Origin of the sequence: Micromonospora maritima, from assembly GCF_902825405.1 — a bacterium.
Taxonomy (GTDB): Bacteria; Actinomycetota; Actinomycetes; order Mycobacteriales; family Micromonosporaceae; genus Micromonospora; species Micromonospora maritima.
This window is the reverse complement of record NZ_CADEAU010000033.1, coordinates 1-24,029: the sequence shown is the minus strand read 5'-3', so window position 1 is coordinate 24,029 and position 24,029 is coordinate 1. Positions and strand designations below refer to the sequence as shown.

The window sequence follows — 24,029 nt, the reverse complement described above, 5'->3', positions numbered from 1 at the left end:
GGCACGCGGGCGGGGTGGCGACGTCTCGGCGGGCGGGGCCGGCGGCTGGAACAGGACGGTCGGCGCGGTCCGGCGCGGTCGGCGGCGCGGTGGTGCGTCCTCGGCCGCCTCCACCGGAACGGGCTCCGGTGCCGGTGGCGGACTGAAGGCCGGTCGGGGGGAGCGGCTCCGCCGGGCCGGGGCGGCGGGCTCGCGACGGGGCGGATCGCTCGGCGGATGCTCCTGCATATCGATGGAGCGTAGCCGTGGAGGTGATCTGGCACACGGTGGAAACACGGTGGCCGGGCCGGGTGCCGGTGGTCGCTTTGCTCCGGGCGGGTGCGGACCTGTATTCTCGGGCGCGGTGACCTCCGGGCCACCAGGGAGACTTCGCCTAGTCTGGTCTATGGCGCCGCACTGCTAATGCGGTTGGGGTCTTAAAGCCCCTCCCGGGTTCGAATCCCGGAGTCTCCGCGCGAAAGCCGGTTGTGTAGACTGGCCGAGCACCAGGCGCCCGTAGCTCAATGGATAGAGCATCTGACTACGGATCAGAAGGTTAGGGGTTCGAGTCCCTTCGGGCGCACCACTTGAGCAGGGAATATAGCCGATCGGCTATATTCCCTGTTTTCGTATGGGTCACGTGTGGGGCGCGGTTGTGACACACGTTTGCGCAGGTCAGGGCCCGCTTTCCGGCGGTGGCTGCCCGAGCGGCTCCCGGCCGTCGGGCAGCCACGGAGCAACACGATCCGCCATCGTGGCTTCCTGGGTTGCGACCACAACGGGGAGGCCTTCCCCCCCTTTCGGGATTCCAGATGCATCGCCAACGTCCGTGGACTGGACAGAACACCTAGGAGGCGTCGCCCGGAGCGCCGGAGTTGCCCTTGACGGCCAGGGGCAGGCCGGGGTGGACGCCGGGTGGATTCCCGGTGTGGTCGGCGATCCGCCGCAGGACGGCGACGAGGTCGGCGCGTTCGTCGGCGCCGAGCGCGGCGAGGAGATCGTCCTCGTGCTCGTCGGCGACCGTGCGCGCGCGGGGGAGCAGGTGATGTGCGGCGTCGGTCAGGTGGATCGCGTGGGCGCGGCGGTCGCCGGGGTGCCGCCGGCGTTCGACCAGGCCGCGCTGCTCCAGGTCGTCGAGCAGGCCGACCATCACCTTGCGGTGGATGCCCAGGGCGTCGGCGAGCTGCTGCTGGGTGCACCCCTCGGCGCGCTCCAGGTACGTCAGAAGGCCGAAGTGGTTCGGTGCGATGCCCAGCGGCGCGAGGCGCGCGGCGAACGTCTGCGCGACGTGGAACCCGAGCTGGGACAACAGGAAGTTGGCGCGGGCGGTCAGCGGTCGGCCCGCGCCGGTCGTGGAGTCGTCGGACACCCCGACATTGTACGTCTACTATATTGTCGGGTACGGTAACAATAACTGATGCTCCCTTTCTGTGGAGGCAACATGCGACTGACCGTCTTCGGTGCGAACGGCGGTATCGGGGCCCACGTCGTACGCCAGGCCCTGGCCCGGGGGCATGAGGTGACCGCAGTCGTCCGCGACCCGAGCCGCCTCGACGTACGGCACCCGGCGTTGCGGGTCACCACCGTGCCGGCGCTCGGCGATCCCGTGGCACTGGCGCCGACGGTGGAGGGCCGCGACGCGGTCCTGTCCGGGGTGGGCCCGCGTCGACGTCACGACGGGCCCGTCGCCTCCAGGGCCACGCGCGCCGTCCTGGCCGCCATGCACGCCGAAGGCGTACGCCGTCTCGTCGTGGTCAGCGCCGCACCGGTCGGCCCGACACCCGATGGGGACAGCTTCCTCAACCGCCGCGTCGTGCTGCCCGGCATCAGGGCGCTGCTCAAGGACCTCTACGCGGATCTGCGGGCGATGGAGCAGGCGATGGCGGAAAGCCGTACCGAGTGGACGGCGATCCGGCCGCCGAAGCTGGTGAACAAGCCGTTGACCGGCCGGTACCGCACCGCCGTCGACGCTGCTGTGGCACGTGGCTACACGATCTCGCGGGCCGACGTCGCCCACGCCATGCTCGAGGCCGTGGGCGACCCGGCGACGGTCCGGCGGGCCATCGGCATCGCGTACTGACCGATCCGTTCCCACCGAAGGATGTCCATGGACAGTCCGTCACCCCGTTTCACCGATCCGGAACCGTACGGATTCCTCTATCTGGGATTCCAGGCCGAGCCCGCGCAGCGGTCGCCGCTGCACGCCCCGACCCCGCGGCGGCGCCGACTGGCGGCACGTCTCGTGGAAGCTGTGCCCGCGCTCGTGGACCGCCCGGACGTCGTGTCCGTACGCGTCCTGCGCGCGGTGTTCATCGCGCCGCTTCCCGGCGCCCCGCGCTACGACCTCGCCATGCTCGTACGCACCGCCGGCGTGGGCGACCTCGACACGGTGCGTACGTGCGACGAGCTCTCGTCCCTCGGCGGCGAGCAGGTCCTGGCCGGCGTCAACGTGGCGAGGATCGGGGACACCGACGCGCGAGGGGACGGCACCTTCCTGGTGAACCACTTCACCGCCCCGCCCGGCACCGACGCCGAGGGTGTGTGGCGCTCCGTCACGGGCTGGTACACCACGAAGACCGGAGTCGACAACTCCACCGCCCTGCGACCCGTCGGAGCGTCGCCGTTCGCCCTCGTCAACTACGCGCGACTGCCCACCGGGCCGGTCCGCTTCCTGGCGGGGCAACTTGCGCGGCCGAGCTTTCACCGCGTCGTGCGAGCCACCCTCGACGCCCACGGGATGCGCGCCTTGCCCGCCTTCCACCGGCACGTGCACGCCTCTGCCTGACGGGACCCTCCATGCGCTACGCCCGCCTGGCCGGCCTCGCCGGCATCGGTTTCGTCGTCATCCTCATCGCGGCGAACCTCCTGCTGACCGTGGCCGGTTTCCCCGCCCCGTCCGACGCCGTGTCCGTCGAGGAGGTCACCACGATCGTCGCCGCCGGGTCCGGGTCGCTGCGCCTGGCCTCGGCGCTCCTGCCAACGGCCTGGCTGCTGGCCACGATCTTCGCCGTCGGGGTGTTCGTCCGTCTCAGACGCGACGCGCCGGCCCGGCCCGACCCCTGGTCCCTCGTCGGCCTCGCCGGAGTGCTCATGCAGTCGGTGGTGTTCACCGGCGTCGAGGCCACCCGGCTCGCGCTGATGTCCGCCGCCCGGCACGACACCGGCGGTGTCGCCGGACTGTGGGGCTTCCACACCGCCCTGTTCGGCTTCAACCAGGTGTTCCTGGCGACCGCGCTGGTCGGACTGTCGGTGTCCGGCGCCCGTGCCGGCGCGGTGCCCCGATGGCACGCCGGAACCGGTCTGGTCGCAGCCGCACTGCTGTTCGTCACCGCGACGACGAGTCCGTATGGCGTCGACGGGGCGAATCCCCTCGCCCTGCTCGGCCTCGCCGGCTGGCTCCTCTGGCTGGTGTGGATCGTCGCGTACGGCGTCGTGCTGCTCCGCGACGCGCCCGAGCGACCGGGCCGGGTCGGCTGATTCAGGCGCGGGGCCCTGCCGCACCACCGCCAGGCCCAGGGCGCGTACGGCATCCGCCGCAGGCCACCGTGCGCCGCCGCGTACGCCTCGTCCTGCCAGGGCTGCTCGTGGCGGGGGGGCGCTGGGTCACCAGCGGTAGCTCAGGTCCGCCGTCAGCGCGGCCACCGTGGTGGCGAAGAACACGGCCCATCCCACAAGCTGGCGGGAACCGACGCGCAGGTGGGCGACGAGCGCGCCGATGAAGTACAGCACCAGGCCGCCGGCGGCGAGGGTACCCAACAGCGGGATCGCGAAGCCGGCAAGCAGACCCAGGGAACCCGCCGCCAGCAAGATACCCAACATCGGCATCCAGGACCGGGGAAGGCGCTTCATGTCCATCTGCGCCCTCGGATAGGGGTGGTTGATCAGGTAGGTGGTGGCCGCGATGCCGGTGAAGACCGATGCCACGATGGTGACCGTCACGTAGGTGATGAACACGAGCCTCTCCTTCCTAGTGCCATGAGGACGGACATGCGCTGTGCGGTGTGACAGCCGCGGGGACGACAGCGGCGAGCGTTCTCGGATCCTGAGGCCCTGTGCTCGCGCCAGCGCCTCGGACCCACCGTCGGCGACACCCATGTGCAGCGGCGGCGGGTAGCCGATCAGCTGGATGTCGGCAGCGAGGCGAACCGCACGCCGGTCAACTGCTCGGACAGGTCCCAGAGGCGGCGGCCGTTGTCCGGGTCGGTGGCGGCTGCGGACAGTCGTCCCGGCGCGGGGTGGCCGCGTAGTTCGCCCGGGCCGCCGGGGGCGATGAGCCGGCCCGGTTGCGCGGTGGGATCGGTGGCGGCGAACAGTTGCGGCCAGGCACCGCGCTCGACCGGTTGGGCGAGCAGGGGATTGCCGATCCGGCCGAGCAGCAGACGCCAGATCGGGGTAGTCGCACTGGTCTGCAGGTTGGTGGCGGTGTAGCCCGGGTGGGCGAGGAAGCTCCGCACCGGGCTGGCCGCCGCGCTGAGTCGGCGGTGCAACTCGTGGCCGAAGATCGCGTTGGCGAGCTTGGACGCGTTGTAGAAGCCCATCGGAGAGTAGCCGTGCGCGCCGGTCGGGTCGGTGGAGGGGAACTTCCCCTGTCGATGATTGACCGAGGTGACTGTCACCACCCGCGGGTCGCGGCCGGCCATCAGCAGGTCGAGGAGGAAGCCGGTGAGGGCGAAGTGCCCCAGGTGGTTGGTGGCGAACTGCAGCTCGTGCCCCTGCGAGCTGAGGGTGCGCGGGGGTGCCATTACGCCGGCATTGTTGATCAGCACGTCCACCCGGGGGTGGTCCGCGTGCAGCCGGTCGGCGAATTCGCGTACCGAGTCGAGGTCGGCCAGGTCGAGCCGTCGTACCTCCAGGTCCGCGCTGTCCATGTCGGCAACCATGCGGCGGCCCTTGGCCTTGTCCCGAACGGCCAGCACCACGCGCGCGCCATGGTCGGCGAGCGCCCGGGTGGTGGCCAGGCCGAGTCCGCTCGCGGCTCCGGTGACAACGAAGGTCCGGCCCTTGAGGTCGGGGATCCGTTCCGCGGTCCACCGATCAGTACTAGCCAGCTCGTCACGTCTCATTGACCCACCGTGCTGGAAATGGCATTGAGTGTCAAGGGGCGCACGGGGTGCCGTGCTGGGCGTGACATAGCATCGCCGAATGAGAAGTCGTGCGGGCGGCAGCATGGCCGAACGCAAGCGGCAACTGGTCGCCGAAGAGCTGCGCGACGCGGCCCTGATGCTGCTCGCCACCCGGGGGTTCGACGTGGTCACCGTCGACGACATCGTGGCGGCGGCCGGCATGTCGCGGCGGACCTTCTTCCGCTACTTCGCCTCCAAGGAGGACGTGGTAGTCCGGTTCCTGGCCGACCTGGGCGCGGACGTGGTGGCTGAACTGGCCGCCCGGCCACCCGCAGAGCCACCGTCGGTGGCCCTGCGCCATGCCCTGTGGGTGCCCCTCGCCGCCTGTACCGACCACCCCGACCACACCGAACGAGCCAGGGTTGTCGTGCGTCTGATCCTGGACACTCCGGCTCTCTACGCCCGGTCGTTGGAGTACCAGATCCAGTGGCGTGCCGGTCTGACCACGGAACTGGCCGCCCGGCACGACCTCGATCCGGACGCTGATCCCTATCCACGGATGGCCGCCGGGATGGCCATGCTGGCCTTCGACACCGTGCTGCAGCAGTGGCGGGCCGGCGACGACGAGCAGCGCCTGGCTGAGCTGACCGACCGGGCGTTCGCCGTGGTGGCACCGGCCCTCGACGGGTGCACCGCGTCATCCCACGCCGGCTGAACGGCAGCGCGGTGACCGGCTGCTGCCGGAGCCGCCCCATCGTCGAGCATCCGGCTGGTGGCCACGGGACGCGTCCATGGTGATCGTGGCCGCTCGGACGTCGGGGAACTGGCGCGGGCGCCTTCGCGTCCCCCCGGGGCCTTCTTGCTGTCCGGCCCTGCCGACGACGGTGTCACCGGGGTGCGGGCTGCGGGCTTCGGAAGGGCCGCCAACGCCGTGTCGGCTATGGCCGCGGAAGGTGCGGTGCGGCTGTCGCTTGTCGCCCGTCCGGATCGATCGTCAGGTCAGGTCGGTGAGAAGAGTGTCGACCAGCGCGTCGACGTCGGAGTTCGACAACGGTCGGCGGGTCACCACCGTACGCAGCCACACCGGTCCGAGCAGCAGGTCGGCGAGGAGTTGGTTGTCCACCGGGCCGGTCAACTCACCCCTGTTCCGGGCCCGGTCGGTCACCTCGGTCACGTGCGCGCAGTGCTGGCCGAGGATTTCGTCGGCGAGTCGGGCCAGTTCCGGGTCGGCGCCGGTGTGGGCGAGGACGTCGGCGGCGAGCCGGCCGGGTCCGTCGCCGAGGAACGCGACCTTTGCGGTCACCAGGGCGACCAGGTCACCGCGGAGCGAGCCGGTGTCCGGCACCGGCAGGTCCCGGGCGATGGTGTGCCGGAAGGTGGCTGCCACCAGTGACGGTTTGGACGGCCACCATCGGTAGAGGGTGGTCTTGTTGACTTCCGAGCGTCGGGCCACCCCCTCGATGGTCAGGCCGGCGTACCCCTCGGTGGTGAGCAGGTCCAGGACGGCGGCGTGGATGGCGTTCGCGCCGCGTGGGCCTCGTCCGGCACGCCCACGGCTGCCGGGATGGGCCGCCGCGTCGTGCTCCGCCGACGTGCTCATCGGCCGGTCCTGCGGAGCAGGCGCAGCGCCGCGGTCATCCGCCGGGTCCAGGCGGCGGTCTCCGCGCCGGGCCGGTGGTACGCCGGGGCCAGGCCGACTCCGCGCTGCCGGGCGACGGTCTTGACCCGGGTGAACCGGAGCAGTCCCTCGTCGCCGTGCCGGCCGCCGAGCCCGGAGTCCTTCCAGCCGCCCATCGGCGCGTCGATGCTGCCCCAGACCGCCGAGTAGCCGTCGTCGACGTTCACGCTGCCCGCGTCGATCCGGGCGGCCACCGCCTCGCCCCGTCGGCCCGAACCGCTGATCACGCTGGCGTTCAGCCCGTACGCGGTGTCGTTGGCCAGCGCGACGGCCTCGTCGTCGGTGCCGAAGCGGTACACCGCGACCACCGGACCGAAGGTCTCGTCGGCGTACATGGCCATGCCAGGGGTGACGCCGGTGAGCACGGTGGGCTCGAAGACGTACGGGCCGACGTCGGGGCGGTGCCGGCCGCCGGTGTGCAGGGTGGCGCCGTGGGCCAAGGCGTCGGCGACGTGTGCGGTGACGGTGTCGAGCTGGCGCGCTGAGGCGAGCGAGCCGAGGTCGACGTCGAAGTCGCCGCCGACACCGAGCCGCAGCGTGGCCGTGCGGGCCACGAATCGGCGGAGGAACTCGTCGTGCAGCCGGTCGGCCACGTACACCCGCTCGATCGACACGCAGAGCTGCCCGGCGCTGGCGAAGCAACCCCGGATCGCGCCCTCCACCGCCTTGTCGAGGTCGGCGTCGTCGAGCACCAGCAGCGGGTTCTTCCCGCCGAGTTCCAGCGAGGCGGGCACCAGCCGGTGGGCGGTCTGCGCGGCGACCTCCCGGCCGACCCGGGTGGAGCCGGTGAAGCAGACCATGTCCGCCCGGGCGGTGATCTCGGGGCCGACGTCCGCGCCCTCGCCGGCGACGACCTGCCAGAGGGCGGTGGGCAGCCCGGCCTCGATGGCCAGTGCCCGCAGCCACAGGGCGGTCAGCATGGTGGCCGGGTCGGGCCGATGCACCACCGCGTTGCCGGCCATCAGTGCCGGCAGCACCTCCGCCGCGGCCAACGACAGCGGGTAGTTCCACGGCGAGACGATGCCGACCACGCCCACCGGGTAGCGCAGCTCGCGGGTGCGGGTGAGCATCGGCAGCGCGCCGGAGCGGCGGCGTGGGCGCAGCAGCCGGGCCGCACGGCGCGCGTAGTGCCGAGCGTTGATCGCCACGTCGAGGATCTCCTCGACGGCGTGCCGGCGGGCCTTGCCCGACTCCAACTGGATCAGGTCGAGCCCTTCGGCCTGCCGGTCGAGCACGAGGTCGTGCAACCTGAGCAGCACGTCCGCCCGGCGGGCCGTCGGCCGGACCGCCCAGGCCCGCTGGGCCCCGGCCGCGTCGGCGAACGCGGCCGCCACGTCGGCCGGACCGCTGGACGGTACGGCAACGGTCGGCCGGCCGGTCAGCGGTGAGGTGGGGGTGAAGGCGGGACCGGTCCCGCGTACCGGGTCGAGCATGGCCGCCGCGGTGGCCGGCAGCGCCGGCGGAGGGCCACCGACGGCGGGATTTCCCGCGTTGTCGGTGGCGGCACCGGTCTGGCTGGGGAGGACTGCGGTCATGCCGCCAGCCTAATCACAACGCAACGTCGCGTTGCAATTTGAGTGGGGCGCTTCACGTTCGCCGGCCGCGCCATCCGCGGCAGCCGCGCTCAGCCGGCCGGGAGGGGTGTGATCGGCCCCACTCCGCGATCGGTCACCCGGGCCCGCCAGGACAGCAGCAGCGTCAGCGCGACGGCCACCGCGACGATCGCCACCCCGTTGATCCCGGCCCAGAGCATCGCCAGTTCCCGCAGTGTCGCGGCGTTCTCGGCCGGGTCGCGGAACCGGGGGTTCACCGAGGAGATCAGGACCGCCTTGGCCGCCACCGCGACGGCGAGCGCGGCCAGGGCCAGTCGGAGCCGGCGCACCACCCAGCGCGGTGCGTCCCGGGAGGCCAGCCGACGGGCGAGCACGGCGACGAGGACCACCCCGAGCGGCGCCCAGGGCAGGTAGTAGTACATCGGGCTGCCGGGGTCGAGGGCGCCCACCGCCTCGCCGGGCTGTGGGCGGGCGAGGACGGCGACGTTGCTGACGAGTTCCTCGTACAGGTTTCCGAAGAGCTGCACGGCCAGGCAGAGGGCCGCCGTGAGGGTGAGCGCGCGGGTGGACCGGAGCAGTGCGACTCCGGCCGGGTCGGGGGTGGTGGCAGACACGGAACCTCCTGAGAATCAGTTGCCTGATACCAGAGTATCAGGCAACTGATTCTCCGCGCCGGGTCGGTCGTTCTCGGTACGGTGGATCCGTGACGAGCCGTGCGAGTGGTGGGCCACCCGACGAGTTCCTGGAATACCGCCTGGTGCGGCTGGCCAGCCGGTTGGAGCGTCGCTTCGCCGCGACGCTCGCCCCGACCGGGCTCTCCCCCCGCCAGTTCAGCGTGCTCGCGGTCCTCACCGAATCGCCCGGAGTGACCTCCGCCGAGCTGGCCCGGGCCGTGCTCACCACGCCGCAGAGCATGGGCGCGCTGCTGGACCAGATGGAGTCCCGCGGGCTGGTCGAGCGGACCGCGGAGCGGGGCCGGGGCCGGGCCGCGCCGATCCGGGTGACCGACGCCGGGGCGGCGCTGCTGCGGGAGGCGTACCAGCTGGTCGACGCGCTCGACGGTGCGACCCGACAGCGGCTCGGCGAACGGGACCACCAGCAGTTGACCCGCCTTCTGGCGGTCCTGGAGGGCCACGTCGGCGAAGACTGACCCGGCCCGTAGGGCGATTCGTCCGCCCCGGGGGCAATAACCCCCATGGCCGATCGTGACCGCGATGTCTCCCGCAGCCCGCTCGACCGGGTCGTCGAGCGGGGTGGCCACCTCCTCTCCACCGCGCGGGAGGAGGGTGGGGCGTTCGGGCGTGCCCGTCGGCGCCGGCCGCGGCGGTCGGCACCATCGCCACCGCCATCGGTCAGCGTGTCCGGCGCACCCTCGAACTGCTCGCCGGCGTCGGCATCGTGGTCAGCGATGTGCTGCGCTACTTCCTCGGTTCCGGCGTCGTGCAGACCGGCCTCGTGGTCACCGTGGCCATCGCCGCCGCGCTGCTGGTGGCCGGGCGCGGTGGTGCCCTGGTCGGCCAGGCCGGCGGCACCGCCGTGCTGATCGCCACCCTGGCCCCCGCCGGCCACAACCCGGAGGTGCCCCGAATTGTCGACGCGCTGAAGGTGGTGACGGCTTGCGTCGGGCCGACACGATGGCGCGGTGCGTTCCTCGATCCCGCCGTGGCGGTCGCCGGCCCTGACCGCCCTCGGCTGCGTGCTCCTGCTCGTGGCCGGTGGTGCACTGCTCTGGCTGCCGATCCACACCCAGAACGATCTGGACGACTGGCAGGCCGAGCTGCGCACCGACGGTGTGCCGACGCGGGCGCTCGTCCACGACCAGGTGACGAAGCGTGGCGGCACGTCGAAGACGATGTACTTCCGATACGAGGTGGACGGCCGCACGTACGAGCGCGAGGTGGCCTGCGTCGAGGTGTGCCGGTCGATCGGTGACGAGGTGCCGATCTGGGTGAACCGGGTCGATCCGGGCGACTTCGTCACCGACTTCGGCCAGTTGAGCGGACACCGGGGCCGGCTCCAGGGCGGGCTGGGCGCGGCGGGCTTCATGCTCCTCGTGGTCGCGATTCCGCTGACGTTGTCCCGGCTCCGGTTGCCGAGCCGGTTGCGCCGGCGTACGCCACCGCGTCGGTCCGCCGCGCCTGTGCCGGGCGGCACCGTACGCATCAGGCACAAGCGGAAGCGGCGACGCTGAGGATCGGGTGGTTACGAGCGGGCGGGGGACAGCAGGTCCAGGAGGCCGTGCGGGTAGAGGATCGCCTGGCCGTCGGCGAAGCGGCTCAGCGGCTGCCAGCTGACCGGGCTGCCCTCGTCCGCGACGATCCCGACGGCGTCCCGCTCGTACATCGACGGGTCCGCCAGGTCGGCCGAGAAGACGAAGACGATCTCGTGGCCGGCCCGGCCGAACGCGGTGAAGATGTTCTCCAGGACGCCGAGCAGTTCCACCCCGGACAGTTCGACGGCCAGCTCCTCCCGCAGCTCCCGCCGCACCGCCTCGACGGCCGACTCGCCGAACTCGACGCCACCGCCGAGCGGCCGGTGGAACGTCTCCTGCTTCGTCGCGTCGTACGCCTCGAAGACCAGGAGGTCGTCCCCGCGTCGCACCGCGGCGAGGGCTACGGCGCGGATGTGCGGCGGTGAGGTCACGGCGTGACCTCCTCCAGCGTCCCGTCCGGACCCGGGCGGAACCGTCGCGGCGGCCCCATGGCGCGCATCGCCTGTTCGTAGGCGGTCGCACGCGCCGCCTGCTCCCGACCCGCGGGGTCCACGACGCGGAAGGCGCGTACCGGAACGGCGTCGGCGTCGACGTCGTCCGGCCGGGGCCGGCCCTCGACGACGAAGCCGAACAGGGCGCGCAGAGCGTCCTCGCCCAGCTCCAACGGGTGGAACGGCAGCGGGTAGGGGGCCGGTGCCACCGGATGCCGGCCGTCCCGGTACGGGCGCTCGAAGTCGTACGGCTCGCCGACGTCCTCGGCGATGCCGCCGTCCGGGGAGAGGCTGAGGGAGCGGACCAGTTTCCCGTCCTCCCAGACCGCGAAGCAGAGCCAGTCCACCACCGAGTGCATGCCGTGCATGACGATCCGCCTGCCGGCGCCCAGGCGCAGCAGGTGCCCGGGCAGTTCCGACGGCCGGTCGAGGACCAGCCGGCGGTCGCACAGGAGCGTGGCCCCGGGCAGCACCGCGACGTGGGTGACGTCGTCGGGCGGCCAGGTCACGTCGAGCACGCTGTCGCCGGCCGGCGTGACCTCGTACCCGGGAAGGGCCTGGCGGACGGCGGCCTCGGCCTCCGCCGGGTCCGAGGGGACCGCGGCCCGCAACGCCGGCCGCAGGTCGCCGTCGGCGAACGCCAACAGCGCCGTCTTCGCGCCCATCGCACCTCCCGGTCGGTCCCCGGACGATACCCGCCCTTGATCATCGGGGTACGCCCGTCGGACGGTGCCGGGTCAGACCTTGCGGTAGCGCGCCTCGGTCACCGCGAACAGGCCGTACGCCGTGAATCCGACCGCCACCACGAGCAGCAGCCAGGTGCCGTAGCTCTCGTCGGCCAGCGCGCGCAGCGCCGCGTCGAGCCCGCGCGCCTTCTCCGGGTCGAACCGCCAGGCGGCGACCACGAACAGGATGCCGGCGATCGCGTACGCCAGTCCCTTGGCCGTGAAGCCCACCGTGCCGAGCCGGGCCACCAGTCGCCGCGTCGCCGCCGCCATCCGGCTGACGTGCAGGTGCTTCTCGAAGCGTCTGGTGATCCCGACGATCGCCAGCCAGACGCCGATCCCCGCCAGGATCAGGCCGGCGGTCATGACGGCGACCCGGCCGGCGTCCGAGGCGAGCAGTCCCGCGGCGGTGTCCTGCTGGGTGTCGGCGCTCGACGACTTCTTGCCGCGCAGCACCTTGACGCCGCTGAAGGCGAGGTAGAGGTAGAACGCCGCCCGGCCGGCCGACGCCGCCCGCTCGCCCCACCGGCGCTCGCGGAAGATCTCCAGCACCTGCCAGACCGCCATGGCCACCAATCCGACGACGATCGCCCCGATGAGCGCCGCGCCGAACGGTTCGTCGGCGATCTGCTGCATGGCGCCCGACTGGTCCCCGTCCGCGGCCGGCCCGCCGAGGGCGACCTTCACGATCACGTACGCGAAGAGCAGGTGCAGGATGCCGTAGCCGACGAAGCCGGCCCGGGTCAGGCGCTCCAGCCAGGAGTTGTCGGCGGCGCGGGAGGCGGCACCGCGCGTCCGCGCGGACAGGGAGGACATGGGCCGTCATTCACCGATCGGGGCTCTCGCCAAACCTCGGGCCCGGTACGCGCGATGAAATGACCGCCTTCAACCCCTTGCCTCCGCATTTATCAGATGAATGAAATGAATGAGCGGCAAGTCGTGCTAAAGCCTTCTGGCCGGTGCGGAATCGATAGCTTTCCGTCAGTGAAGTTTCTATCCTTGAAGGATCCGATCGCCCGCAGCGAAAGGGGCGGCATGCCGCGCCGTTCGAGCCTCAGCTATCGAGATGCGTTACGACTGTTGGCTCCCGGCAGCGCGCGCATCACCGAGACCGACAAGGTCGTCAACGCGGGAATCCTGGGCGCGGGCGCGCTCTCCCAGGGCGCGGCGCTGGCCCTGCTCGGTCCGAAGAACGCGCTCGTCCAACTCGTCCGGGACGCCACCGGCAACCAGGCCGGCCGGATACGCGCCTCCGGTGGAAAGTCGTACTACGAACTGTTGGAGGCCAGCCACACGGTGCTGGCGCTCTCCGCGTTCTTCGACGGATTCCGGGACGAGGTGGGCCCCGGATTCGATCGGCTCGAACTGACCGACGCGGAAAAGGTCGCCCTGGTGCCGGCCGATCGACGTCGACACACCCTGCCCCAGGAAATCGACGCCGGATACTTCCCGTTGCCGTCCTCGGTGCACGGCATGGACGACACCCGGCGGGACGTCGAGGCGGCCTACGTCACCCTCTACGACGCCACCATCGCCTTCTGCGACGGCCTCGCCGCCTGGCCGGCGGTGCGGCGCGGGCTCGACCTCACCTCACTGCGGTCCCGGGTGGTGGCCCGCAGCATGTGGCACTACGAGGACCGCTTCGACCGGCTCGCCACCGACCTGCCGGAGTTCGGGTTCCGGATGGTCCGGCAGGCGATCGAACACAACCTGATCGACAACCGGAAGCTGACCGCCGAGGTCGCGGAGCGGCTGGACGCGCTGGCGGACCTGTCCCGCAACCTGGCCGGACTGGCCGGCCCGGCCGCGCCCGACCGGCCGGACCGGCTCCGGGAATCCCTCGACCGGCTCGCCGGCTCGTTGGGCGCGGTGTTCCGGCAGCCGCTGCTGCGGATCAAGGACATCGACTTCCACCTGCGGCTGCCCACCGTGGAGCGGGGGTTCATCAGCCCCGACTTCCGGGTCGCGGAGTACGACAAGCGCGCCGCGCCGGAGCGGGAGCGCTGGTGGGAGGAGCAGCCGCGCAGCGGCGACCTGGTCGGGTTCCTCTCCGACTACCTGACCGACCCGGCGAGCCTGCACCGCCCGCTGCTGGTCCTCGGCCAGCCCGGCGCCGGCAAGACGCTGCTGACCCGGGTGATCGCGGCCCGGCTGCCGGCGAACCGGTTCACCGCGATCGTCGTACCGCTGCGCCGCATGTCCGGCGACACCTCCCCGATCGAGCAGATCGAGTCGGCGATCGAGCAGTTCATGGACGAGCGCATCCGGTGGGCGGACCTGCGCCGCGCCACGAGCACCACCACGATCGTGGTCGTCTTCGACGGGTTCGACGAACTCGTCCAGGTCACCGGCACCGCCCACTCCCAGTACATCGACCGGGTGGCCGAGTTCCAGGAGGCCCAGTGGGACCTGGGCTACTCGGTCATCCCGGTCATCACCTCCCGGATGCTGGTGATGGACCGGGCCAGCGTGCCCCAGGGCACCGTGCTGGTCCGTCTGGAGGACCTGACCGACGCCCAGGTGACGACCTGGGTGTCGGCCGTCAACGGCGCCAACGAGGACCGGTCCGGCTACCGTCGCCTGTCCGCCCGGGACCTGCTGTCGCACGGCGAGCTGGCCCGCCAGCCGCTGCTGCTCACCCTGCTGGCCATCTACTACGACGAGCACCGGGTGGAAGGACCCCCCGACCTCGGCATCTCCCGGTCCGACCTGTTCACCGGCCTGCTCACCGCCTTCATCCGGCGGCAGATCGGGGAGAAGGCGCCGGGTGACCTGTCGCAACGCGAACGGGAGGCCCGGGAGCACCGGCTGCGCCGCGACCTGGCGATCACCGCGTTCGCCATGTTCAACCGCAACCGGGAACTGGTGAACCGGGCCGCGCTCCGCGCCGACCTGGGCTGCTTCGGCTCCGGCGCCGGCGACGGCACCCGGTTCGAGCTCGGCGACGTGCTCGGGCCGGAGCAACTCGTCACCGCCGCCTTCTTCGTCGTGTACGGCCCGGACGACCTCCAGGGCGAGGACGCCCGCCGGACCTACGAGTTCCTGCACGCGACGATCGGCGACTTCCTGATCGCGGAGTACGTCATCGGGTCGCTGCGCGAACTGGCCGACCTGCGGCGGCGCACCCGCACCCCGGCCGGCTTCGGCTACCAGCTGGACACCGGCCAGTTCCGGGCCCTGCTCTCCCACCAGCCCCTGGTGAAGCGGGAGGCGGTGGTCGGGTTCGCCCGGGAACTCGCCGCCCGGCACCCGCAGGAGCGTGCGGCGATCGTCGAGACCATCGCCGCGCTGCTGGCCGAGGCGCGGCAGCGGGGCAACGTCGCCGGGGTGGACGGCTACCGGCCGTCCCCCTACGACCCGGTGCGGCTGCTCGCCGCGTACACCGCCAACCTGGTCGCGCTGGCCGCGCTGGTGTCGCCCGACGGCGTACGGCACACCGACCTGATGGACGACGAGACCTGGGTCTCCACCGTGCGGCTGTGGCGGGCGGGGCTCGACGAGAAGGGCCAGCTCGCCATGATCAGCTGGCTGGGGCGGGACGCCGACGGCCGGATCACCGCGGAACGGCGGCGCGAACGCCGTGGCGAGACCGTGAGCGTGGCCGCCGAGGAGGCCCGGCTGCTCGGCGACATCACCACGTACGGCCAGTTGCAGGCCGGCGCGCGGACGTGGCGCGGCCGGCAGCCGGACAGCTTCGAGGCCGGCCGGTTCCACGCCGACCTGGTGTCGCTGGCCACCCGGCGCTGGCCGGTGCCGTCGTTGCACCAGCTCATCCTCTACGACGAGCGCAGCTACCGGCGGCTGTGGGAACGGGCCGTCGAATCGCCGGGCGCGGTGTCCAGCACCAGCGCCACGGTGCTGCTGGAGTGCCTCGCCGAGGACGGCGCGCAGTTGCCCCGGGAGGTGGTCTGCGGGCTGACCCGGGTGGCGCTGGACCGACTGCCCCGGTCGGTGACCGCACCCCCGGAGCTGATCATCTCGTGCCCGTACCTGATCGACGAGTTTCCCGAACTGCTCGACTCGATCGGCACGCCGGAGGACCACGCGGTCCTGCACGCGCTGATCCTCCGGCACGGGCTCGACCGGCTGCCGGAGGAGTACGTGCCCCGGGTGCGGGCGGTGCTCGCCGACATCGAGGGGCGGCTCGCCGAGCTGCCCCTGGAGGACGGCGTGGTCTCCGCCGAGATGGCCGAGCAGTTCGCCGCGGCACGGGTCGACAACCGCACCGCGCTGTGGTTGCTGATGGCGCTGAGCGAGTACGCCGACCTGGCCTGGCGGAAGATCCGGCCCGGGACCATGGCCGCCCTGCTCGCGCACCGACTGCCCGACGAGTTCCTGGACGAGACGAGCCTGTGCCGGCTGCTCCTCGACTACCTGCGGGCGCACGGCCGGGTGCCCGTCGACGTCACGTTGCCGGCCGCCCTCGACACGCTGCGCGTCCTCGCGGCGACCGATCAGGGCCCGGCCACCGATGCGGTCTGACCGTCCGCCCGGCCGGGGCGCCACGCCTGCCACCACCACCGTCCCGGAGGCCCGGTTGTCACACCCGCCCACGCACCGCGAGCACATCGTCCGATCCGGAAGGCGCAGCCTGGCCGTCGACGTCGTCGGCGCGGAGCGCGGCTGGCCGGTGTTCCTGATGCACGGCACGCCGGGCAGCCGCAACGGGCCGCGCCCGCGGTCGAGCGTGCTCTACCGGCTCGGCGTCCGGCTGATCTCCTACGACCGGCCGGGCTACGGCGGCTCCAGCCGGCTGCCGGGACGCCGGGTGGCCGACGCCGCCGCCGACGTGGTGGCCATCGCCGACGACCTGGGCCTGGACGAGTTCTCGGTGGTCGGCCGCTCCGGTGGCGGCCCGCACGCCCTGGCCTGCGCGGCGCTGCTGCCGCAGCGGGTACGGCGCACCGCCGTGCTGGTCGGCCTCGCCCCGGCCGGCGCGATCGGACTGGACTGGTTCGGCGGCATGACGGAGGCCAACGTCCGCGACTACGGGACCGCCGAGCACGACGAGGTGGTCCTCGCCGAGCAGTTGCGCCTGCGGGCGGAGCGGACCATCGACGACCCCGGGTCGCTGCTCGCGGTGCTGGTCGAGCAGATGACCGAGGCCGACCGCCGGGTGGTGGCCGGGGTGCCGATCCGCCGGCAGTTGACCGACGCCTACGCCGAGGCGCTGCGGCGGGGACCGGACGGCTGGATCGACGACGTCCTCGCGCTGCGCGCCGACTGGGGCATCTCGCTGGCGGAGATCCGGATGCCGGTACGGCTGTGGCACGGCGCCGACGACAACTTCGCCCCGGCCAGCCACACCCGGTGGCTGGCCGGTCGGATCCCCGGCGCGCAACTGCACGTGCAGCACCGCAGCGCGCACTTCGGCGCGGTCGAGGTGCTGCCGGAGATGTTGGCCTGGCTGACCCGCCCGTCGGAGCGCGCCTCGGTCAGATCGGATGCGGGTCGATGATCCGCCGCTGGAACCGGTGCTGGCGGAGCGCCTCGACCGCCGGATGGTGCTCGCCCAGCCGGCGGGCGAGCTTGTCGGCGACCGTCTCGATCTCGGCCCGCCGGCCCGGTTCCATCCGGTCCTGCATCAGCACCAGGTTGGCCCGGCAGCGCAACGCGTTCGGATGCTCCGGTTCGAGCACCCGGTCGAGACCGTCGGAGGCACGCTGCAACAGGTCCAGCGCCGCCCGGTCCGCCGCCTCCCGGCCCTCCGGCGGGTCCGGCTGCTCAGCGAGGCAGATGGCCTGGTTCATCCAGCCGGATAGGGGGTACGGGTGCTCGTCGCCCAGCACGGCGGCGAGCGCGTCCGCCGAGCTGCCGGCGAGCTGCCGGGCCTCGACGAAGTCCCCGGCACGACGGGCGACCATCGCCAGGTTGACCTGACACACGAGCGTCAACGGGTGCTCGGGGCCGAGGTTGCGTCGGTAGACGCGGTGCACCTCGGTGAGTTCCCGGCTGGCCCGCTGGTAGAGGTCGACGGTGAGCAGGTTGATCGACAGGCTCAGCCGGCAGGTGAGCGTCTCCGGGTTGTCCGGCCCGAACCGTTCGGTCAGCAGCTCGTAGGCGGCTTCGAGCAGCTTGCCCGCCTCGACCGCGTACCCGGCCGCGCGTAGCGACACCGCCAGGTTCGTCTGCGTCCGCAGGGTGATCAGGTGTTCGGCGCCGGCGGTGTGCAGCAGGTCCCGGTGCACGGCCCGCAGCCGGGCGATCGACTGCTCGTAGTCGCCGGCGTCCCGCATGTCGATGCCCACGTACGCGGAGGAGGCCAGCGTGTCCGGGTGGCTGTCGGTGAGGGTGCCGCGCCGCCCCTCCAGCACCATCTCGTCGTTCTTGCGCGCCTCCCGGAAGTTGCCCATCAGGCGTTGGGTGCTGGCCAGGTTGTTCAGGGCGGCGAGGGTACGCGGGTGTTCCTCGGCGAACAGTCGCTTCCAGGCGTTGAAGGTGACCTCGTCGAGGCGCAGCGCCTCGCTGTACATGCCCATGCCCCGCAGGTCGCGTGCCAGCCCGCCCGCCGTCATCAGCGTGTGCGGGTGGTCGTCGCCGAGCAGTTCCCGCTGGGCCGCGAACACCTTCTCGTCCAACGCCCGGGAGTCCTTGAACTGTCCCAGGAAGGCGAGGATGTTGGCGAGGTTGAACTGGAGGTGCAGCAACTGCCGGCGCAGGTCCTCCCGTGCCCGCTCGTCGGTCTCCTTCGCCAGCATCCCCTTCCAGGTCCGGACCACCTCCTCGCCGAGCCGGCGGCCGGTGTCCAGGTCGCCCCGCAACTGGAGGTAGCGGACCCGGTCGATCATCAGCGCCCGCACCTCGACCTTGCGGCTGAGCGCCGCCTTCGACGGCTCCAGGTGCGGCCAGATGACGCGGAACTTGGGCCAGTTGACCGGGTCGTCGACCTCGCCCTCGGGCCGGAAGGCGGCCAGTACGAGGTGGACCTGGCCGCGCGCCTCGTCGAGTTCCTCCTCCGTCATCCGGGACCGGACGGCGTGCTGGAGCAGGCGGTGCATGAGCACGAGCCCGCCCCGGCTCCGCTCGCCGCCGGACGGGTTGTCGGCCCGCAGGTCGACCCGGACCAGCGCGAGCCGGTTGGCCTGCTGCACCAGTTGCTGGCGGACCAGCCGCTCCTTCGCCTGCGGGTGGAACGGGACCAGCGCCTCGGCGAACTTGTTGCTGTAGACCAGATCGGCCGAGATCTCCGGCGCGAACACCGAGCAGAGCTGGAGCACCCGGTAGGCGGCCGGGTTCCGGGTGCGCAGGTGGTTGAGGGACAACTCCCAGGTGGCCTCCACCGAGACGTTGCTGTTCGGTTCCATCACCGCGCCCGGGCCGAAGCGGGCGATCTCGGTGAGGTAGCTGTCGACCGAGTGGCCGGTGTCGGCCAGCCAGGCCGCCGCGGCGGTGACCGCGATCGGCAGGTCGCCCAGCAGCGAGGCGATCTTGTCGGCCTGGTCCGGCCGCATGTTCGGCACCCGCTCGGTGAGGTGCTGGATGCTCTCCGCCCGCTTGAACACGTCGACCTGCACGGTGGTGGCCCGTTCCACCCACTGGAGATTGCGGGAGGTGATCAGCACGTGGCCCTTGCCGTCCGGCACGTAGGGCAGGACGCCCTCGACCTCGTCGGCGTTGTCCATGATGAGCAGCCACCGCAGGTCGGTGTGGCGCAACGCCTGGAGGACCAGCCGGGCGTTCTCCCGGTTCGACTCCGATGCCTGGACGCCGAGGTAGGGCGCCAGGTCGCCGATCGCGGACTCGATGAACGGCACCTGGTCGGCGTCGATCCACCACACCATGTCGTACGCGGCGCGGTAGCGGTGCGCGTACTCCAGCGCCAACTGGCTCTTGCCGATGCCACCCATGCCCTGCAACGCCACCGGCCCGGTGCCGGCCAGCACCACCTTCGGGCTGCTGCGCAGCAGTGTCCGCAGCTCCCGCAGGTCCGCCTCCCGGCCGGTGAAGCGCTTGTTCCGGCCGGGCACCTCGAAGACGCTGTTGTCCCGGCCGGGGAACCGGGGGCCGGTCGGCAGCTCGACGTCGGCGGTCGCGCCCTCCCGCCCGACCAGGCGCAGGATGCGGGTCGCCGCGGTCCGGGCCTCCAACCCGGCCACCGAGACGCTGTGCGCGGCCGGCACGTTGGCGAGCCGTCGCACGTCCGCGACGTAGACGACCAACGGCACCTGGTCGGGCGACCGGTCCGGCGCGGCGAGCACGGCCTCCTCGGTGGCGTTGGCCTCGGAGACGATGATCAGCTCCCGGGCCGTGCGGGGCGCCTCGTCGTCGGCGAACCAGGGGTCGGTCACCCGGACGTCGGCCGAGGCGAGCAGGTTGCCGATCCACTCCGCCCACACCCGGTCGTACGGGTCGTGCCGGAGCAGGATCTCGTTCTCCACCGAGGTGGACGTGCGGGTGAACCGGGCGTTGACCCGGTCGCGCACGGCCCCGCTCATCGGGGGCAGCGACTCCACCTCGCCCCGGGTGATCTCCCGGGCGAGCACCTCGTACGCCGACAGCAGCGAACCGTTGACCCCGGGCTGGTCGGCGAAGGTCGCCAGCAGCTCCTCGTACGCGTAGTAGGCCTGGTACGGAACCTGCATCCGGGCCCAGTAGCGGTCGCGCTCGGCCTCGCTCATCCCGCTCGGCAGGCCGCTGAAGCGCTGCCGGGCCACGGCCCGCCCGGTGTCCGCCTTGATCTTCTCGGCCGGGTCGATCCGCATCGGCACCGGCAGTACCCGGATCCGCCGCGAGCCGTAGCGGTGCTCGACCAGTCGGGCCACCTTGGCCGCCCCGGTGATGCCCTGCTCGCTCAGCGTGAAGCAGGTGACGAGCACGTCCGGCAGTTGGATGGTGCAGATGTCGGCGACGTCGGAGAAGCCGGTGCGGCTGTCGATCAGGACGTAGTCGTAGTTGCGCTTCATGTCGGCGCGCAGCGCGTCGAAGAAGTGGCCGCCGCCCTGCCGCTCGTAGAACTCGTCCCAGTTCATCCCGGCCAGCGCGCCGGCGTAGTCGTTGTTCTGCTGGCCGGCACCGAGGAAGTCGAGCGTGCCGTCACCGGGGAAGTTCGACCAGTTCAGCGAGAACGAGTACTTGTGCACGCGGGCGTACTGCTCGTGCCAGCGGTCGTCGCCCTTGTCCTGCGTGGTGGTGGTCGCCCACTCGTACTCCCGGATCAGGTCGATCACCCCGCCGGTACTCTCCAGCGCGTCGCGGTCGATGAACGGCGCGAAGAAGCGCGACAGCCCGGGGGACTCCAGGTCCCAGTCGACGGCCAGGACCCGCTTGCCGTTGGCGGCGAGGATCCACGCGACGTTCGCCAGCGCCATGGTCCGGCCGGTGCCACCCTTGTAGGAGTAGAAGGTGACGACCTGTCCCTCGGGTCGGGTCATGGCTCCACTCCTTCGTCGGGCGTCGGGTTCTCCCAGAGCCGGGGCTTGCTGATCGGCCGTCCCGGCGGTGGGTAGGCCGGTCGCGCGTCCAGGTAGCGGCGTCGCATCCGGTCGACCAGCCCGTGCACCCCGGCCCGCCAGTCGTCGTACGTGGTGACCGCCAGCGGGCGGGCCGTCGGGGGGAACATCGCCACCGCCCGGTCGAGCAGCACCGCCGCGTGGGAGCGGCGGCCAGGCGCCGAGTCGTCGATGATCACCACCACCCCGACCCAGCTGTGCAGGCAGTCGACCGCCGCGCGGACCGCCTCCGTGCCGTCCGGCGTCTCGACCACCCGCGGGTCGACCATGAGGACACCCGGGCAACCCCGGAACAGACCCTCGTCCGGCGCGAAGTCCTGGACGTCGATGGGCATCCGCAGCCGCTGGACCGCGTCGGTCACGTCGTCGACCACCGGCGGCCGGTCCCGGAACGGTCGCCACCGACCGGCGTGCGTGTCGGGCCGCCCGTTGACCCGGCCCCCCTCCGGTGGCTGGCCGGGGGCGATGACCACGGCCAGGAAGGGCACCTCGCTGGTCGGGGACGACGGCACGTCGGTCGGCCCGGTCGGCGGCTCGGCCGGTTGCAGCGGGGTCTGTTCGGCGGTGTCGACGATGTGCTGGGCCAGCCGCCCCAGGACCTCCTGGTAGTCGCGCTGGAAGATCTGCAACCGGCAGAGCGCGCTCATCCCGTTTGCGGCGTAGGCCTCCACGTCGGCGGCCATGGCCAGCGCCCGGGCCTGGTCCGACGCGTGGACGGCGGCGGGTGACGGGGTCCACAGCACGGGAAGGATGTTGTCCCCGTCGGCGGGTCGGCCGGCCCGCAGGAGTCGTTGCCGGAACCACTCCCGCTCCCGGCGCGAGTCGTCCCGGTTGAGGTAGTCCGGTGAGTAGAGCGGGACGAACACCTCGGCCTCGGCCAGCGCCACGCGCTTCTGTTCCGCCCGGTCCTCGGACAGGCGGACGGTGAAGTCGGCGAAGCCCCGCCGGCGCAGCCGCGCCCCCGGACGCCCGTCGATGGCGAGGTTGAGATCGTGGTAGAAGCGGCGGACCCAGTGGTCGCCGAGGGTGCGGTCGCTGTGTGTCGGTGGGGGGACGTAGCTGAGGAAGAAGTAGCGTGCGCCGGCGAGGACGGACCCCTCAGGACTCACGTCGGCACGACCCGTCCAGCATGGACGGATCCCCCGACCGCCAACCGGTAATGATCACGCGTTGCTCTCCAGTCGACACGTTGTGCGTATCGATCAGAGTAGGAGAAGTGACCCACCGGTGAACAGGCCTCACCGTCCGTTGTGGCGGTCCATCCAACCGAGCGCGGTGTGCACCGCCGCCGGCATCGGCAGCAGACGGGCGACGGCGTCCCCGACCGTCCCGCGGCGGGTGAAGTCCGCCCGGTCGAGTTCCTCGCCGATCGCGGCGAACGGGGCCGCGTCCAGGTGCGGGGCGACGAAGTCGAGTCGTGCCCGGCGGCCGTCCCGGAGTACGTAGCAGCGGTAGGGGCGGATCATCGGCGGGTGCTCCGACCGGTACTCGGCCAGGTGCAGGGCGGTGCAGGACGACCAGCCGACGCCGAGCAGCAGGATCCGGGCGTTGACGGCCTCCAGGGCGGCCAACGGGGACCGCGGGCCGAGGTGCGAGTCGAGGTCGTGGACGCGCATCAGCGCCCGCGCCCGGGGCCCCCACGCGCTGAACGACGTCTGCGGGTGGCGGCTGCGCACCGCACCGGGCAGCCGGCGTACGTGTTCGGCGAGCGCGCCCACCCCGAACGACGGCGTGGTGGCCGGGTCGAAGCCGGGCATCCGCTCCTCGTACGCCCGGCGCTCGTCGTCGGTCATCCCGGCGGTCGCGGTGCGGTACGCCGCGCTGCTGACCGAGTTGTCGGGGGTCTGCGCCGGCACCACGAGCGTGCCCGCCGGGCCGACGGCCGCCCGGAGCGCCCGGGCCAGGGTGGCCGCGCCACCGGCGACCGGTCCGACGGCGCGCATCGCGCAGTGCACGAGCACGACGTCGCCGGGGCCCAGCCCCAACGCCCGCAGCTCGGCGGTGAGGGTGCCGAGTCGGTGCCCGGCGCGGACGGCGGTGGTCACGACGGCCACCGGGCCACCGAGTGGGCCACCTGCCGGAGCAGCCGCGAGCCCACCGGGGTGAGCGCGTCCGCCCGCTCCAGGGCGCCGATGGCCTCGGCCGTCCAGTCGCGGTACCGCCGGTAGACCGCCTGCGCCCCGTCGACCTGGCGGTCGGCCCGGACCCGCCAGATGTCGGCCACCGCCGCGTGCGCGTAGATGCCGTGCAGCACGGCCTCCGGGGGGCGCGGGTCGGGTCGCCAGCCGACCGTGATCCCGGCCGGCCGGGTGCCGTCCACGAGGTCGTAGAGATCGAGCAGGGCGTTCATCTTGCTGTGCTGGAACTCGTGCACCAGCAGCACCGCCAGGGAGCCGGCGTCGGTCTCGGTGGCCGCGACGCCGCCGAACGCCTGCCGGGCGGTGGAGGCCTCGCTCGCGCCGGCGCCGCTGCGACGCAACGGCACCAGGGCCCGCAGGCCGGCGCGCAGTTCCTCGGCGTGGCCCGGCGTCTCGTCCCGGACGGTCGACCACGCGGCGGCGAACGTGGTCGCCCAGCGGGCGGCGGTCGCGTCGTCGAGCCGCCCGGCGGCGGGCAGCCGGTGGCAGTCGCGGTGCGGGTCGCCGTCCTCCAGCAGGACCGTCAGGTCGTCCGCGGCCAGGGTCCGGGTCGGCTGCCAGCGGGGCTCGTCCCCGGCCGTGCCGACGCGTACCGTCACCTCTCCGGCGGTCACCCGCAGCGACCCGCCGGGACCGACGTGGACCTCCGCCGTGCCGTCGCCGACCTCGGGCAGCAGCACGGTGCCGGCGGTCGGCAGGTGCAGGCGTCCGGCCCGGACCGGCACGGCGAGCCGGAGCGGG

Annotated in this window: 21 protein-coding genes and 2 tRNA genes; 10 read left to right on the top strand and 13 right to left on the bottom strand. The window is 72.5% G+C overall.

Annotated features, from left to right (window positions below; genetic code table 11):
* Nucleotides 1-362: 362 nt before the first annotated feature.
* Together HUW36_RS06370 and HUW36_RS06365 are read left to right on the top strand one after the other, a co-directional pair.
* Nucleotides 363-453, top strand: a tRNA-Ser gene (locus tag HUW36_RS06370).
* A 36-nt stretch (nucleotides 454-489) separates the two neighbouring features.
* Nucleotides 490-565, top strand: a tRNA-Arg gene (locus tag HUW36_RS06365).
* Nucleotides 566-826: 261 nt separating this feature from the next.
* Here the strand turns inward: HUW36_RS06365 and HUW36_RS06360 are convergent.
* Nucleotides 827-1,348, bottom strand: a complete 522-nt coding sequence (locus HUW36_RS06360; RefSeq protein ID WP_174527254.1) for a MarR family winged helix-turn-helix transcriptional regulator — start codon at nucleotides 1,346-1,348, stop codon at nucleotides 827-829.
* A 72-nt stretch (nucleotides 1,349-1,420) separates the two neighbouring features.
* Here HUW36_RS06360 and HUW36_RS06355 point away from each other — a divergent pair, with 72 nt between their 5' ends.
* The 3 genes from HUW36_RS06355 to HUW36_RS06345 are packed head-to-tail and all read left to right on the top strand — an operon-like array spanning nucleotide 1,421 to nucleotide 3,456.
* Nucleotides 1,421-2,059, top strand: a complete 639-nt coding sequence (locus HUW36_RS06355) for an NAD(P)-dependent oxidoreductase (protein ID WP_174527253.1) — start codon at nucleotides 1,421-1,423, stop codon at nucleotides 2,057-2,059.
* A gap of 27 nt (nucleotides 2,060-2,086) precedes the next feature.
* Complete coding sequence (locus HUW36_RS06350) at nucleotides 2,087-2,764, top strand: hypothetical protein (protein ID WP_174527252.1); 678 nt, start codon at nucleotides 2,087-2,089, stop codon at nucleotides 2,762-2,764.
* 11 nt (nucleotides 2,765-2,775) lie between these two features.
* A complete protein-coding gene (locus HUW36_RS06345; RefSeq protein WP_174527251.1) occupies nucleotides 2,776-3,456 on the top strand; it encodes a hypothetical protein in 681 nt (226 codons plus the stop codon).
* 126 nt (nucleotides 3,457-3,582) lie between these two features.
* Here HUW36_RS06345 and HUW36_RS06340 read toward each other — a convergent pair whose 3' ends face one another.
* A complete protein-coding gene (locus HUW36_RS06340) occupies nucleotides 3,583-3,933 on the bottom strand; it encodes a DoxX family protein (protein WP_174527250.1) in 351 nt (116 codons plus the stop codon).
* Between the two features lie 164 nt (nucleotides 3,934-4,097).
* Nucleotides 4,098-5,042, bottom strand: a complete 945-nt coding sequence (locus HUW36_RS06335) for an oxidoreductase (protein WP_174527249.1) — start codon at nucleotides 5,040-5,042, stop codon at nucleotides 4,098-4,100.
* A 79-nt stretch (nucleotides 5,043-5,121) separates the two neighbouring features.
* Here HUW36_RS06335 and HUW36_RS06330 point away from each other — a divergent pair, with 79 nt between their 5' ends.
* Nucleotides 5,122-5,757 carry an acyl-CoA-like ligand-binding transcription factor gene (locus HUW36_RS06330; protein ID WP_174527248.1) on the top strand — a complete coding sequence of 212 codons (636 nt, stop codon included), beginning with the start codon at nucleotides 5,122-5,124 and terminating at the stop codon, nucleotides 5,755-5,757.
* A 279-nt stretch (nucleotides 5,758-6,036) separates the two neighbouring features.
* Here HUW36_RS06330 and HUW36_RS06325 read toward each other — a convergent pair whose 3' ends face one another.
* From HUW36_RS06325 to HUW36_RS06315, 3 genes are all read right to left on the bottom strand, one after another.
* On the bottom strand, nucleotides 6,037-6,642 hold the full coding sequence (locus tag HUW36_RS06325; RefSeq protein WP_174527247.1) for a TetR/AcrR family transcriptional regulator: 606 nt from the start codon (nucleotides 6,640-6,642) through the stop codon (nucleotides 6,037-6,039).
* Entirely contained in the window at nucleotides 6,639-8,255 is a 1,617-nt protein-coding gene (locus tag HUW36_RS06320; protein WP_174527246.1) for a succinic semialdehyde dehydrogenase, read from the bottom strand. The genes HUW36_RS06325 and HUW36_RS06320 overlap by 4 nt, the downstream gene beginning before the upstream one ends.
* Before the next feature lie 89 nt (nucleotides 8,256-8,344).
* Complete coding sequence (locus HUW36_RS06315) at nucleotides 8,345-8,887, bottom strand: hypothetical protein (protein WP_174527245.1); 543 nt, start codon at nucleotides 8,885-8,887, stop codon at nucleotides 8,345-8,347.
* A gap of 89 nt (nucleotides 8,888-8,976) precedes the next feature.
* Here HUW36_RS06315 and HUW36_RS06310 point away from each other — a divergent pair, with 89 nt between their 5' ends.
* Together HUW36_RS06310 and HUW36_RS06305 are read left to right on the top strand one after the other, a co-directional pair.
* Nucleotides 8,977-9,423: a MarR family winged helix-turn-helix transcriptional regulator gene (locus HUW36_RS06310; protein ID WP_174527244.1), complete on the top strand. Its 447-nt coding sequence runs from the start codon at nucleotides 8,977-8,979 to the stop codon at nucleotides 9,421-9,423.
* A gap of 492 nt (nucleotides 9,424-9,915) precedes the next feature.
* The gene (locus HUW36_RS06305; RefSeq protein ID WP_246247925.1) at nucleotides 9,916-10,464 is read left to right on the top strand and encodes a DUF3592 domain-containing protein; all 549 of its coding nucleotides are present in this window, start codon (nucleotides 9,916-9,918) and stop codon (nucleotides 10,462-10,464) included.
* Nucleotides 10,465-10,475: 11 nt separating this feature from the next.
* Here the strand turns inward: HUW36_RS06305 and HUW36_RS06300 are convergent, their stop codons facing one another.
* From HUW36_RS06300 to HUW36_RS06290, 3 genes are all read right to left on the bottom strand, one after another.
* Entirely contained in the window at nucleotides 10,476-10,916 is a 441-nt protein-coding gene (locus HUW36_RS06300; protein ID WP_174527243.1) for an NUDIX hydrolase, read from the bottom strand.
* The gene (locus HUW36_RS06295; RefSeq protein ID WP_174527242.1) at nucleotides 10,913-11,641 is read right to left on the bottom strand and encodes a DUF6928 family protein; all 729 of its coding nucleotides are present in this window, start codon (nucleotides 11,639-11,641) and stop codon (nucleotides 10,913-10,915) included. Before HUW36_RS06295 ends, HUW36_RS06300 begins: the two co-directional genes overlap by 4 nt.
* 72 nt (nucleotides 11,642-11,713) lie before the next feature.
* Nucleotides 11,714-12,517 carry a DUF1206 domain-containing protein gene (locus HUW36_RS06290; RefSeq protein WP_174527241.1) on the bottom strand — a complete coding sequence of 268 codons (804 nt, stop codon included), beginning with the start codon at nucleotides 12,515-12,517 and terminating at the stop codon, nucleotides 11,714-11,716.
* 219 nt (nucleotides 12,518-12,736) lie between these two features.
* On the opposite strand from HUW36_RS06290, the gene HUW36_RS06285 reads away from it, so the two are divergent.
* A complete protein-coding gene (locus HUW36_RS06285) occupies nucleotides 12,737-16,183 on the top strand; it encodes an NACHT domain-containing protein (protein WP_174527240.1) in 3,447 nt (1,148 codons plus the stop codon).
* Between the two features lie 55 nt (nucleotides 16,184-16,238).
* Entirely contained in the window at nucleotides 16,239-17,159 is a 921-nt protein-coding gene (locus HUW36_RS06280; RefSeq protein WP_246247927.1) for an alpha/beta fold hydrolase, read from the top strand.
* Here the strand turns inward: HUW36_RS06280 and fxsT are convergent.
* The 4 genes from fxsT to HUW36_RS06260 form a co-directional block, all read right to left on the bottom strand.
* The gene (gene fxsT, locus HUW36_RS06275) at nucleotides 17,137-21,072 is read right to left on the bottom strand and encodes an FxSxx-COOH system tetratricopeptide repeat protein (RefSeq protein ID WP_174527238.1); all 3,936 of its coding nucleotides are present in this window, start codon (nucleotides 21,070-21,072) and stop codon (nucleotides 17,137-17,139) included. The genes HUW36_RS06280 and fxsT overlap by 23 nt on opposite strands.
* Nucleotides 21,069-22,259: a TIR-like protein FxsC gene (locus HUW36_RS06270; RefSeq protein WP_174527237.1), complete on the bottom strand. Its 1,191-nt coding sequence runs from the start codon at nucleotides 22,257-22,259 to the stop codon at nucleotides 21,069-21,071. Before HUW36_RS06270 ends, fxsT begins: the two co-directional genes overlap by 4 nt.
* 129 nt (nucleotides 22,260-22,388) lie before the next feature.
* Complete coding sequence (locus HUW36_RS06265) at nucleotides 22,389-23,195, bottom strand: AAC(3) family N-acetyltransferase (protein WP_217428781.1); 807 nt, start codon at nucleotides 23,193-23,195, stop codon at nucleotides 22,389-22,391.
* Nucleotides 23,192-24,029, bottom strand: an 838-nt coding sequence (locus HUW36_RS06260) for an HEXXH motif domain-containing protein (RefSeq protein ID WP_246247921.1), incomplete at its 5' end; no start/stop codon positions are given. The genes HUW36_RS06265 and HUW36_RS06260, both read right to left, overlap by 4 nt.